Consider the following 11,726-nt stretch of genomic DNA (forward strand, 5'->3'; position numbering starts at 1 on the left):
TCCCGTGGCGGGCTCAGCCCTGCTCGGGCGAGTAGATGGTGAATTCGCCGTCCTTGACGATGATCGGCGTGACCTCGGGTCCCGAGATGCGCCGCGTCTCGGGGTCGAAGGCGACCTTGGAGAACAGCACGCTGGAGATGCCCGAGATCTTGCCGAGCCCGTCCTTGATCTCGTCGCGTTCCGTGCCGTACTCGCGCATCACCGCGGCCAGGATGTTGAAGGCGTCATAGGCCAGCGCATTGAAATGGTTCGGTTCCTCGCCGTATTTATCGAGGAAGCCCTGGCGGAACTCGACCACTTCGGGACGCGGCGATCCAGAGGCGTAATAGACCGAGGTGAAGACGCCCTCGGCGGCCTCGCCGGCCAGCGACAGGAAGTCGGGCGAGTAGATCGAGCCGGTGGCCAGGATCGGCACGTCGATGCCCAGGTCGCGCAGCTGCCGCACGATCAGCGCGCCGTCGGAATAGTAGCTTTCCAGCATGATCCCGTCGGGCGCGGCGTCGCGCAGCCGGACCAGTGTCGCGCGGAAGTCCTTCTCGTCGGCGAGGTAGCCCTCGGCGGCGACGATCTCGGCGCCCATCTCCTCGGCCGCGGCGGCGAAGAGGTCCTTCGAGGTCTTGCCCCAGTCGGTGTTCAGGTACATGACGCCGATCTTCTTCAGCCCCAGCGTGTTCACCGCGAAATCGGCATAGAGCGGCTGCTCCTGGCTCTGCGGGATCGAGTTCGACCACATGTAGTCGCCGGTCTTGGTGAAGTCCGGATGCGAGTTGGTGAAGCCGAACTGCACCAGCCCGCCCCTCTGGTAGAGCGGCGAGGCGGCCATCGAGGAGGTCGAGGAGAAATCGCCCGCCTCGGCCACGATCTTGGGGTCGGCGATGAATTTCTGCGCGATGGCGATGGTCTGGCGCGGGTCGTTCTGGCTGTCCTCGAAGATGTATTCGAGCGGCCGGCCGTTGATGCCGCCCTCGGCGTTGATCTTGTCGAGCGCCAGGTCGAAGCCCTGCACCCAGAGCGCGCCATACTGGGCGTGCTGCCCGGTCTTGGGCCCGGAGACGCCGATATAGACCGGCTCGCCCGAGGTCTGGGCAAAGGCGGGCAGCGCGGCCGTCAGCATGGCGGCGCCGGCGAGCGCGCCGAAGCCGCGGCGGGTAAGGGGGGGAAGCGACCGTTTCTGGGTCATCTCGCGTTTCCTTTCCTGTTGGGCAGAGGGGAGGAGCCGCCGCGCGATCTTCGCCGCGCTGGCGGGAAGGCGTCCGGTCAGTTGACCGAGGGGTTGCCGCTGGCCTTGTCCAGATCGGCAAGGGTCTCGCTGTCGAGGGCGAGCTCGGCGGCGCCGAAGAGGTCTTCGAGCTGCGCCATGGAGGTGGCAGAGGTGATCGGCGCGGCGACGGTGCGCTGCGCCATCGCCCAGGCCAGGGCGATCTGCGCCTGCGTCGCCCCGGTGCGCGCGGCGGCGCGGTCGAGCGCGGCGAGGATGCGGAAGCCGCGCGGGTTGAGGTACTTTTCCACGTCGCCGCCGCGGGCGCGGTTCCGTGCCAGGTCGGCCTCGGTGCGGTACTTGCCGGTCAGGAAGCCGCTCGCCAGCGAGAAGTAGCTGATGACCGACACCTTGCGGTCGTGGCAGAGCTGTTCGAGCGAGCCCTCGTAGCCCCATTCGAAGTCGCTGCGGTCATAGAGGTTGTAGTTCGGCTGCAGCGTCTGGAAGCGCGGCAGGCCGTTCTCCTCGGCGAAATCCAGCATCTGCTTCAGCCGCGGCGCCAGGAAGTTCGAGGCGCCGATATAGCGGACCTTGCCCTCGCGGATCAGCTGGTCATAGGCGCCGAGCATCTCCTCGGGGCGGGTCAGCAGGTCGTCGCGATGCGCCTGGTAGAGGTCGATATGGTCGGTCTTCAGCCGCGCGAGGCTTTCCTCGACGGTCTTGAGGATATGCGCCTTCGACAGGCCGCCGCCGCCCGGCGTGCGCGGCGAGCCGCATTTCGTCGCCAGCACGATCCTGTCGCGGTTCCCCTTGGCGATCCAGTCGCCGAGGATCGTCTCGGACTCGCCGCCCTTGTTGCCGGGCAGCCAGAAGGAATAGAGATCGGCCGTGTCGACGCAGTTGAAGCCGCGGTCGGTGAAGGCGTCGAGCAGCCGGTGCGACATCGCCGCGTCACAGGTCCAGCCGAAGACCGCGCCGCCGAAGACCATCGGCGCGATTTTCAGCTCGCTCTCACCGAGCTGGCGCAGCTCGGGGCGGGTCAGGGTCTCGGTCATGCTCAGCGTCCTGTCTGGTTGACGAATTCGGGGGCGTAGAACGGGGTGGTCTTCATCTCGTGTTCCTCCTCCCAGTCCTGCAGCTCGGCGAACATGCCGTCGAAATCCTCGGTGAAGAACTGCTGCACCAGCCCGGTGACCAGCCGCATCGGCGCGATGTCCAGCGAGGGGATGTCCGAGGCCATGGTGCCGGTCGACAGGTAGGTGGCGTTGTTGAACAGGTGGATCCGCGAGAGATCCGCGCCGTCCTTGCCGATCAGCTCGTAGCCCGGGCCGATATAGGGCGCGCGGCCGAGCCCGGGATGGGCGTAGTCCGCGGGCGGCTGGTAGCGGTCGGACCAGAGCGTGATCGCCGGGAAGATCGAGGCGAAGAGCGGCTCCTGCGACAGGTCGGTGCGGAAGCCGGTGCCGAGGATCAGGAAGTCGTAGAGCCCCGAGGGCCCGTGCTCGGTCGCCAGCCGGACCTTGCCGCCCTCGCGCGTCGCGCTCATCGCGCCGCAGGAGAAATGCGCCGAGAAGCCGGGCATGCGGGTGGTGCGCAGGATCGTCTCGTGCGGCGGCGGCGCGCCCATGCTGTCCATGTACCAGGTCAGCCGCCAGCGGTCGGCATCGGGCAGCGCCTGCCAGCCCTCCATCCAGGCGATGCCCGAGGCGGGGCGGCCCTTGTTGAGCTGCGGCACGGCCTTGCGGCGGGCGACCATCTCGACGGTTTCCGCGCCATGCTCCAGCGCGGTGGCGGCGTTGTCCCAGGCCGAGGAGCCGGTGCCGATCACCGCGATCCGCTTGCCGCGCAGCGCCTGGAAGTCGATCGGGTCGGAGGTATGCGCGGCCAGATCGGGCAGGAGCCCGGGATCGACCCCCGGCACCAGCGCCGGGCCGCCCGAGCCGATCCGGCCATTGGCGACGATCACCCGGCGCGCGCGCAAGAGCGATCCGTCGGCCAGCGCGACCTCGACATGATCGCCCGCCTGGCGCAGGTCGACCGCCTCGGCGCGGTTGCGGACCGGCAGGGCGAGCACCCGGCGCACCCAGACCAGGTAGTCCTGCCAGACGCCGTTCGGGATCTTGTAGAGCCGCTCCCAGGCGGTGTCGCCATGGGCGGCGCGGTACCAGCTCTGGAAGGTCAGGGCCGGGACGCCGAAGCAGATGCCGGGATGGAATTTCGGCGAGCGCAGCGTCGGCATGCGGGCATAGGTGACCCAGGGCCCCTCGCGGCCCTCTTCCGCCTTGTCGAGGATCAGGAAATTGGCGAAGCCGTTCATCCGCAGCGCGGCGCCGATGCCGGTGCCGTACTGCCCCGCGCCGATCACCAGAACGTCGAGCATGGCGGTGCCGTCGGGACCGGGCCGCGGGACCGTCCAGGCCTTGCGCGGCAGGCAGAGCCGGGCGAGCTGGGAGGCAAGCTCCGCCTCGAGCCCGGGCAGGCCCGCGGGATGCACGCTTTCCGCCGCGCCCGCATCCCAGGGATTGGCGAGCGCCGAAGGGTCCGTGGCCGGGACGGCGAAGTCCAGCGTGGTGACAGGGGAGGTCGTCTTCATGCCTATCCTTTCCGGCGGATTTGGAAACCCGGATCTGCCGGGGAAGCGCGCGGTCCGCCGTCCGGAGGGGCGGGACGGCAGGGCGTTCCCTCGTGCGGGATCAGGCTATGTCCGTTGCTGAGAAAATTTTTTGCTTCTTTGACGGACAAGGAAAGTTTTGCAGGTGCAGAATTTCGCTGCAGCGCAGAATTGCGCACAAAACTTTCACACTGCAGGCAGGATGCGTGATTCATTGGCGCGAATTCGTCTGCCGGCGGCACGGAATTGCGCCGGACCGCAAAACGCGCCCGCCCGGCCGCAGAAAATTCTGCGCCGCGGCAAGTCCTTGGAGGTAGTCGGATATTCCTAGATGTAGGAGGTCGGGATCACGCCCGTCGCCTTCATTTCCTCCATCGAGATATACGAGGAGACATCGAAGAAATTCAGCCGTGTCACCAGGCGCTTGTAGATCGTGTCCCAATGCTCGACATCGGGCAGGACGATTTTCAGCAGGTAGTCGATATTGCCGGTCAGCCGGTAGGTTTCGGTGATTTCGGGAATGTCGGCCACGGCGCGGCGGAACCGGTCGGTCCATTCGGTGGAATGGTCCGAAGTTCGGATCAGCACGAAGATCGTCGTGGGGACATTCATCTTGCGCCGGTCCAGCACGGCGACGCGGCGGCGGATATAGCCCTCGTCGCCCAGCCGCTTGATCCGGCGCCAGCAGGCCGAAACCGACAGCGCGACCGTCTCGGCCATGTCGTTGACCGACATTTCCGCGTTTTCCTGAAGCAGGGCCAGAAGCCTGCGGTCGCGATCGTCCAGCATGGGCGTCTCCGTCCGGGGATGGCGCCAGTCAAGCGCGGCGCTGCGCTGCGGCAGAGCGGTCTTGGCGGCAGGGGGCGGGATTTTCCGCAAAGTGCGGCAGCGGCGCCTTATTTCTCCACCGATTGCGGGAAACTGCACAAAGCGCATGCGCCTGTGGCGCGGCGGGCTCCCGGATGCCCCTACCAGGTGCCGCTGTCGAGGAAGCGCTCCAGCCGCTTCGCGGGCCCGGCGATCTCGATGCCGCTGCGGGCCAGCCAGTCCGGCGAGAAATAGGTGTCGCGGTAGCGGGTGCCGCTGTCGCAGATCAGCAGGCCGAAAACCGAGAGCGGCTCCTGCCTGCCGCGCGCGGCCAGGTCGCAGGCGGCGTAGAAGGCGGCCCCGGTCGAGGCGCCGACCGGGCGGCCGAGCCGGTCCGAAAGGACATGCATCGCCGCCACCGAGGCATCGTCGGGCACCTTCAGCATCTGGTCGACCACGCCGGGCAGGAAGCTCGGCTCCATCCGCGGGCGGCCGACCCCCTCGATCCGCGAGGCGCGATCGCAGCGGGCGGCGGGATCGTCGCGGCGAACGCCCTCGAAGAAGGCGGAGAATTCGACATCGGCGATGCAGAGCCGCACCGGCAGGTCGAGATAGCGGATATAGCGGCCCATCGTCGTGGCGGTGCCGCCGGTGCCCGCGCCCATGACCAGCCAGTCGGGCAGGCGGCCGAGGCTGGCGGCCAGCTGGGCGAGGAATTCCTGGGCGATGTTGTCCCGCCGCCAGTCGGTGACATTGGCGGCATTGCCGAACTGGTCGAGATAGACGCCGCCGGTCTCCTGCGCCAGGCGGCGGGCCTCGTCATAGACGGTGGCGGGATCCGCGACCAGGTGGCAGTCGCCGCCATAGGCGCGGATCGCCTCGATCTTGGCGGGGCTGGTGCCCCTGGGGATGACGGCGATGAAGCGCAGGCCCAGCATGCGGGCGAACCAGGCCTCGGAGATCGCGGTGGAGCCCGAGGAGGCCTCGACCAGCGGCGTGTCCGGGCCGATCTCGCCCGAGCAGAGCCCGCTGACGAAGAGCGAGCGGGCCAGCCGGTGCTTGAGGCTGCCGGTGGGCTGGCGGGACTCGTCCTTGAAGGCGAAGCGCAGGTCGGGGCGGCCCTTGGGCGAGAGGAAGCAGAGCGGGGTGGGGGCGGAGGCCTCGGCCTCGGCGCGCAGCCTTGCCAGCGCGCCGGCGATCCAGTCCCGCGGCGCCTCGCGCTGCAGCGAGGGGCAATGGCCGGTGCCGGACCCGGCGGGGAGGCGGAGATCGGGGCGGTCGGGATCCGGGAAGGCGGTCATGGAACTACTCTGCTGAAGATCGGCTGCTCTTTCCTGCGACTCTAGCCGGGCCGGGGCGGAAAAGCTGAGCGCCTTGCCGCGGCTTCGCGGGGGTCCGCGCGGGGAGATTGCGCATTTCGGAGCTTCGGCGAAAAATCTTGCGGCGAGGATTGCGCGCGGCGCCCGGCCTGTCGCGGACCGGTGCGCGATGGCGCCCGGCGAGTCGCGGCAGGCGGAAACGGCGCCGCCCGGCCGTCGCGCGACGGCCGGGCGGTCATGCCCGTGGTGAGGGCGAGGCTCCGGGTCCTGCGGCCCGGAGCGGGACGGGGCTCAGGCGGCCAGCGCGGCGACGGCGCGGACGATGCCGCGCAGCTCGGCCAGGCCGCGCATCCGGCCGATCAGCGGATAGCCCGGCGCGGTGCGGCGGCGCTGGTCGTCGGCCATGGCATGGCCGTGATCGGGGCGGAAGGGCAGCGCGGTGCCGCGGCGCGCCTCGATCGCCAGGGTCTCGCGGATGATGGCGACCATGTCGACATCGCCTTCGAGATGCGGCGCCTCGTGGAAGCTGAGCGGATCGTCTTCGCGCTTGGTCGCGCGCAGGTGCAGGAAATGCACCCGGTCGCCGAATTCGCGCAGCATCGCGGGCAGGTCGTTGTCGGGCCGCACGCCCAGCGAGCCGGTGCAGAAGGTCAGGCCGTTGGCCGGGCTGTCCACCATGGCGAGGATCGCGCGCAGGTCGTCGGCGGTCGAGACGATCCGCGGCAGGCCGAAGAGCGGGCGCGGCGGATCGTCCGGGTGCATGCCCAGCACGACGCCTTCCTTCTCGACGATCGGCACGACGAATTGCAGGAACTTCGCCAGGTTGGCGCGCAGACCGGCATGGCCCAGGCCGTCATAGCGGGCGAGCTGGGCGCGGAAGCTGTCGACGGTGAAGCTTTCCTCGGAGCCCGGAAGCCCGGCGATGACGGTGCGGGTCAGCTTGTCCCTGGCAGCATCGTCCATCGCGGCGAAGCGGGCAGCGGCGCGGGCCGCGACCTCGGGGCCGTGATCCTCCGCCGCGCCGGGGCGCGCGAGGATGTGGATGTCGAAGGCGGCCATCTCGTCATTGTCGAAGCGCAGGCAGGTCGCGCCGTCGGCCAGCGGGTGCTCCAGGTCGGTCCGCGTCCAGTCGAGCACCGGCATGAAGTTGTAGCAGATCGTCTTGATGCCGCATTTCGCCAGGTTCACCGCGCTTTCGGCCCAGGCCCCGGCATAGCGTTCCCAGCCGGGCGCGCCTGTCTTGATGTCCTCGTGGACGGGGATGCTCTCCACGACCTGCCAGTCCAGCCCGGCGGCGCGGATCATGTCGCGCCGCGCCTCGATGGCCTCGACGGGCCAGACGGTGCCGTTGGGCAGGTCATGCAGCGCGGTCACGATCCCGGTCGCGCCGGTCTGGCGCACATCGGAGAGCGTCACCGGATCGTTCGGGCCGAACCAGCGCCAGGTCTCGATCATTACAAAGCCTCTGTCTTGTCAGGGGTCCGGGGATCGGCGGCCGATCTCCGGGACGGGTGGGAACAGGTAGCCGTCGAAGGCCGGATCATCGACATCCGAGACCTCGAGCAGGGTCTCGCGCACATGGCCCAGATGGGCCCACATGGCGCGGCGGGCGGCCTCGGGATTGCGGGCGCGCAGCGCGTCCAGGATCGCCTGGTGGTCGTCGAGCCAGTTGGCGCGGTAGTCCTGGTTGAAGACCCGCGCATGCAGCCGCGCCCACATCGGGCTGCGGTCGCGCGCGGCCCAGAGCTCTTCGACCATGGTGGTCAGCACGGAATTCTGCGTCGCCTCGGCAATCAGCCGGTGGAAGAGCTCGTCCGAGGAATAGTCGGGACCGCCGCCGGCCTCGATATAGGTCCGCTCGGCCTCCAGCGCGTCGCGCATCTTCAGGATGTCGCCCTTGGTCACCTGCTCGGCGGCGAAGGCGGCGATGGAGCTTTCCAGGAGCTGCCGCGCCTGCAGCAGCTCGAACGGGCCGATATCGTCCTGCGGCGCCGGGGCGAGCTGCTCGGGTTCTTCGAGCAGGTAGATGCCCGAGCCCTGGCGGACTTCGACCAGGCCCTGGATCTCCAGCATGATGACGGCTTCGCGCACCAGCGAGCGCGAGACGCCCAGGGATTGCGACCATTGCCGTTCGGTGTCGAGGCGCGTGCCGGGCGGCAGCTTGCGGCGGGCGATCTCGCCGCGGATCAGCGCGGCGACATCCTGGTAGCGGCGGGTCTGGCTCATGTCCCGGCCTCCGGCACCAGTTCGGCTTCCGCGGCCTCTGCGCGGGCGCGTTCGGCGTAATAGGCGGCGAGGATGGCGAAGGCGGGCTTCTTCGACGCCTTGTCGCCGGCGATCAGCCCCTTGCGGTTCCAGCCCCGCTGGAACGGGTTCTGGCGGCGCTCGACGCGGAAGTCATAGAGAATCCACGGCGACATTCCCTTGACGTAGTCGAGCCCGCGCAGCGTCTCGATCTGCCGCTCGTAGACCTCTTCCTGGTAGGCGAGGCTGAAGAGGCCGCGCGCGGGGCCCTGCTCGCTGTCGCCATCGGCGCCGGTCTCGGAGATCACCACCGGACGGTCCGGGGCGGAGTTGCGGCCGATGATGCCGAGCTCCTCGAAATTCTCCTCGTACCAGCCATAGTATTCGTTCAGGCCGATCACGTCGATATGCTGCGCCAGCCGGTCCTCGATCTTCAGCTTGGCATGGTTCACCAGGCAGGCGGCGGAGGTCAGGCGGGTCGGGTCCTCGGCCTTGGCCAGATCCGCGAGCCCCTTCATGAACTCGAGCCGCGCATCGGTGTCCGGGTTCTCGTTGCCGACCGACCAGATGATGACGCTGGCGCGGTTGCGGTCGCGGTGGATCAGCTCGCGCAGCTGGTTCTCGGCATCGCGGCGGGTGGCGGGATTGGCGAAGTCGATGGCCCAGTAGACCGGGACTTCCTCCCAGAGCATCAGCCCCAGCTCGTCGGCGATCTGCGCGGCCAGCTCGTGATGCGGGTAATGCGCCAGCCGCAGGTAGTTGCAGCCCAGCTCCTTGGCATGGGCGAAGCGGCGGCGCAGATCGGCCTCGGAGGTCACCTTGCCCAGCGTGGCGTCATCCTCGTGGACCGAGATGCCGCGCAGGAAGACCGGCTTGCCGTTCAGCAGGATCTCGGTGCCGCGGCGCTCGATCGTACGGAAGCCGACGCGGTCGGTGACGCGGTCGCCGCCGGCCGAGATGCTCAGGTCGTAGAGCACCGGGTCCTCGGGCGACCAGAGCTGCGGCCGCGCCGGGACGGTCACGTCGCCCTTGCCGGATGTGAGCGCTATCACGAGAGAGAGCGACAGGCCCGGGATCTCGACCTCGGCCTCCGTGGCGGGGCCGTCTGCCGTCACGGCGATGCGGATGCCGTCGTCCGCAAGATGGACGAAGACGTCGCGGATCACGGTCGCGGGGGTCTCGTAGAGCGCCACCTCGCGGTAGATGCCGCCATAGTTGAACCAGTCGGTGTTGCGCATCGGCACCCGGTCGAGCGTCCGGGCGTTGTTCACGCAGAACATGATCCAGTTGGTGCCGTCCCGCAGGGCCTCGGTCACCTCGACGCAGAACGGGGTCGAGCCGCCGTAATGGTTGCCCAGGAACTGGCCGTTGACGAAGACCTTGCAGTCATACTGCGCCGCGCCGACGCGCAGGAAGCGGCGGTTGCCGGGGGCAAGGGGGCCTGCCTCCAGCGCGCGGGTGTACCAGGCGGAGCCTTCGAAGAAGTACCACTTCTCCTTCTGCATCTGCCAGCAGGAGGGTACCTGCACGGTTTCGCCCGCATAGGGATCGTAGTCCCAGGGTTCGGTCCGGTCCTCGGGGGCCTCGGGCGTCATGGCGTACCATTTCTGCCTGAGCCCGGTATCGAGGAGGTCGACGCAGAAATTCCACGTGCCGTCCAGCGCCAGGCCCTGCCTGCCGCCGGTGAAGATCATGGTATCGGCGTTCAGCGCCTGCGTGTTGAAAGGACGGTCGTAGTCCTCGTCATGCAGGCACTGCAGCGCGTTCTCCGCCAGGTCGGACCGTTCCAGCATGGACTTACTCGTCCGCTGCGGCCTGGATGCGCTCGATCAGGTCGCGCAGGTTGTCCGAGCGCGCCGCGACTTCCTCGATCATCGGCGCGACGGCCTCTGCGAAGGCAGCCTTGTCGACCTCGTGGACCTCGACGCCCATCTCGGCCTTGGCTTCCGCGATGGCGGCATCGGAGGCCTCGTTCCAGGCTTCGCGCTGGTCGGCCATCGATTCCATCGCCGCGGTGTGCAGCGCTTCCTGCTGCTCGGGCGTCATGCTGTCCCAGGCGCAGCTGGAGATCACCACGACCGACGGGATCATCGTGTGCTCGTCGAGCGAGAAGTGCTTGGCCACCTCGCCATGGCGCGCGGTGGTCAGCGCGGTGGGGTTGTTCTCGGCCGCGTCGACGACGCCCTGCTGCAGCGCGCTGTAGAGCTCGCCCCAGGCGATCGGGGTCGGGTTGCCGCCCAGGAGCTCGACCATGCGGATCGCCGAGGGGCTGGGCTGGACGCGGACCTTGACGCCTTTCAGGTCATCGGGCGACAGGATCGGCTTGTTGCCGTAGAAGCTGCGCGCGCCCTCGGTGTAGAAGGCCACGCCGCGGAAGCCCTTGTCGGCCGAGGAGGCCAGGATGTCAGCGCCGATATCGCCGGTGATCACCTTGTTGAAATGCTCTTCGGACTGGAAGATGTAGGGCAGGTTCAGCGCGGAATAGCTTTCCTCGAAGGCTTCCAGCTCGGACGCGTTCGAGCGGGCCATGTCGAGCGCGCAGTTCTGCACCAGCTCCATCGATTCCCGCTGCGTGCCGAGCTGGCCGTTCGGGAAGATCTGGATCTTGATGTCGCCATCGGTCAGCTCGGCGACGCGGTCGGCCATCTGCTGCATGGCGATATGGACCGGGTGGTCCGGCGGGTTGTTGTGGTTGAGACGCAGCGTCCGCGCATCGGCAGAGGCGGCAGCCAGGACAAGCGCGGTCGAGGCCAGCGCGGCGGTCAGAACGGATTTCATGGCATCCTCCCAGAACGTTCAAACAGCGGGCCCGGCCAATCCGGAAAAATTGGCCGGCCAAACAAGGGTATTCATGGCCGCGAAATCCGATCTCGTCAAGCGGTCCGACAAATTGGTTGACCAGTTCGCGTGAATGGCTAAGTTTTGCGGCACTCGAAGACCCCCCTTGCGGGGTCCCACTGCGGAGGAGACGACATCGTGCAACCAGTCCCGCAATTTGCCATCGCCCGGTTCCCGGGCAGCGGAGGCCGGCCGTGATCCGTACGCTCGACCTCGTGCTCCGCGTCATCATCATCGCCATCTTCTCGGTGCTGGTCGGCTGCGTCGTCTGGCAGGTGGTCAGCCGCTACGTGCTGGGCACCCCGTCCACCGTCACTGACGAGCTGGCGCGCTTTCTTTTCATGTGGCTGGCACTGATCGGCGGGGCCTACACGCTGGGCCAGCGCCGCCACCTGGCCATCGATTTCCTGACCGGCGCGCTGAAGGGCCGGGCCAAGACCCTGTCCGAGGGGCTGATCCTGGTGATCGTCGCGCTCTTCGCCATCCTGGTGATGATCAAGGGCGGCTGGGCGCTGGCGGCCAAGACGCTGGCCTCGGGCCAGGTGACGCCCGCGCTGCAGATCCCGATGGCCTGGGTCTACGGGGCGATTCCCTTCGCGGGACTCGTGATGCTGATCTATTGCGGCCATTTCCTGGCGGAGCTCGCCCGGCACGGCGCACAGGACAAACCCGACGCCCCCGTGGGCGGCCCGCTGGACTGAGGACCTTC

11 protein-coding genes are annotated in these 11,726 nt (G+C 68.3%); 2 read left to right on the forward strand and 9 right to left on the reverse strand.

From position 1 onward, the window contains the following. Nucleotides 1–13 precede the first annotated feature (13 nt). The 9 genes from FGX59_RS05920 to FGX59_RS05960 form a co-directional block, all read right to left on the reverse strand. A complete protein-coding gene (locus FGX59_RS05920) occupies nt 14–1,180 on the reverse strand; it encodes an ABC transporter substrate-binding protein (protein ID WP_138465603.1) in 1,167 nt (388 codons plus the stop codon). Nucleotides 1,181–1,257: 77 nt separating this feature from the next. Continuing rightward, a complete protein-coding gene (locus tag FGX59_RS05925) occupies nt 1,258–2,253 on the reverse strand; it encodes an aldo/keto reductase (protein ID WP_138465604.1) in 996 nt (331 codons plus the stop codon). Nucleotides 2,254–2,255: 2 nt separating this feature from the next. Next, the gene (locus FGX59_RS05930) at nt 2,256–3,791 is read right to left on the reverse strand and encodes an NAD(P)-binding domain-containing protein (RefSeq protein WP_138465605.1); all 1,536 of its coding nucleotides are present in this window, start codon (nt 3,789–3,791) and stop codon (nt 2,256–2,258) included. 345 nt (nt 3,792–4,136) lie between these two features. Beyond that, nucleotides 4,137–4,598 (reverse strand): Lrp/AsnC family transcriptional regulator, encoded by a 462-nt coding sequence (locus tag FGX59_RS05935; protein ID WP_138465606.1) that lies wholly within the window; start codon nt 4,596–4,598, stop codon nt 4,137–4,139. A 179-nt stretch (nt 4,599–4,777) separates the two neighbouring features. After that, on the reverse strand, nt 4,778–5,917 hold the full coding sequence (locus FGX59_RS05940; protein ID WP_138465607.1) for a PLP-dependent cysteine synthase family protein: 1,140 nt from the start codon (nt 5,915–5,917) through the stop codon (nt 4,778–4,780). 309 nt (nt 5,918–6,226) lie between these two features. Continuing rightward, on the reverse strand, nt 6,227–7,390 hold the full coding sequence (gene uxuA, locus FGX59_RS05945; RefSeq protein WP_138465608.1) for a mannonate dehydratase: 1,164 nt from the start codon (nt 7,388–7,390) through the stop codon (nt 6,227–6,229). An 18-nt stretch (nt 7,391–7,408) separates the two neighbouring features. Further along, nucleotides 7,409–8,161 (reverse strand): FCD domain-containing protein, encoded by a 753-nt coding sequence (locus FGX59_RS05950; protein ID WP_138465609.1) that lies wholly within the window; start codon nt 8,159–8,161, stop codon nt 7,409–7,411. Beyond that, complete coding sequence (locus FGX59_RS05955; protein WP_138465610.1) at nt 8,158–9,972, reverse strand: glycoside hydrolase family 2 protein; 1,815 nt, start codon at nt 9,970–9,972, stop codon at nt 8,158–8,160. Before FGX59_RS05955 ends, FGX59_RS05950 begins: the two co-directional genes overlap by 4 nt. Nucleotides 9,973–9,976: 4 nt before the next feature. Next, entirely contained in the window at nt 9,977–10,957 is a 981-nt protein-coding gene (locus FGX59_RS05960; protein WP_138465611.1) for a TRAP transporter substrate-binding protein, read from the reverse strand. Between FGX59_RS05960 and FGX59_RS39270 the strand changes: the two genes are divergently transcribed. Both FGX59_RS39270 and FGX59_RS05965 read left to right on the forward strand, forming a co-directional pair. After that, the gene (locus FGX59_RS39270) at nt 10,956–11,090 is read left to right on the forward strand and encodes a hypothetical protein (protein ID WP_255471543.1); all 135 of its coding nucleotides are present in this window, start codon (nt 10,956–10,958) and stop codon (nt 11,088–11,090) included. The two genes, FGX59_RS05960 and FGX59_RS39270, sit on opposite strands and share 2 nt — an antisense overlap. 121 nt (nt 11,091–11,211) lie before the next feature. Further along, entirely contained in the window at nt 11,212–11,718 is a 507-nt protein-coding gene (locus FGX59_RS05965; RefSeq protein WP_240722279.1) for a TRAP transporter small permease, read from the forward strand. Nucleotides 11,719–11,726 lie beyond the last annotated feature (8 nt).

This window comes from Poseidonocella sp. HB161398, from assembly GCF_005870025.1.
In the GTDB taxonomy this organism is placed as follows: Bacteria; Pseudomonadota; Alphaproteobacteria; order Rhodobacterales; family Rhodobacteraceae; genus Mangrovicoccus.

What these genes read in the sequence shown, in the direction of transcription:
- FGX59_RS05920 (WP_138465603.1), bottom strand. Translation starts at nt 1,180, where the DNA reads ATGACCCAGAAACGGTCGCTTCCCCCCCTTACCCGCCGCGGCTTCGGC.
- FGX59_RS05925 (WP_138465604.1), bottom strand. Translation starts at nt 2,253, where the DNA reads ATGACCGAGACCCTGACCCGCCCCGAGCTGCGCCAGCTCGGTGAGAGC.
- FGX59_RS05930 (WP_138465605.1), bottom strand. Translation starts at nt 3,791, where the DNA reads ATGAAGACGACCTCCCCTGTCACCACGCTGGACTTCGCCGTCCCGGCC.
- FGX59_RS05935 (WP_138465606.1), bottom strand. Translation starts at nt 4,598, where the DNA reads ATGCTGGACGATCGCGACCGCAGGCTTCTGGCCCTGCTTCAGGAAAAC.
- FGX59_RS05940 (WP_138465607.1), bottom strand. Translation starts at nt 5,917, where the DNA reads ATGACCGCCTTCCCGGATCCCGACCGCCCCGATCTCCGCCTCCCCGCC.
- uxuA (WP_138465608.1), bottom strand. Translation starts at nt 7,390, where the DNA reads ATGATCGAGACCTGGCGCTGGTTCGGCCCGAACGATCCGGTGACGCTC.
- FGX59_RS05950 (WP_138465609.1), bottom strand. Translation starts at nt 8,161, where the DNA reads ATGAGCCAGACCCGCCGCTACCAGGATGTCGCCGCGCTGATCCGCGGC.
- FGX59_RS05955 (WP_138465610.1), bottom strand. Translation starts at nt 9,972, where the DNA reads ATGCTGGAACGGTCCGACCTGGCGGAGAACGCGCTGCAGTGCCTGCAT.
- FGX59_RS39270 (WP_255471543.1), top strand. Translation starts at nt 10,956, where the DNA reads ATGGCATCCTCCCAGAACGTTCAAACAGCGGGCCCGGCCAATCCGGAA.
- FGX59_RS05960 (WP_138465611.1), bottom strand. Translation starts at nt 10,957, where the DNA reads ATGAAATCCGTTCTGACCGCCGCGCTGGCCTCGACCGCGCTTGTCCTG.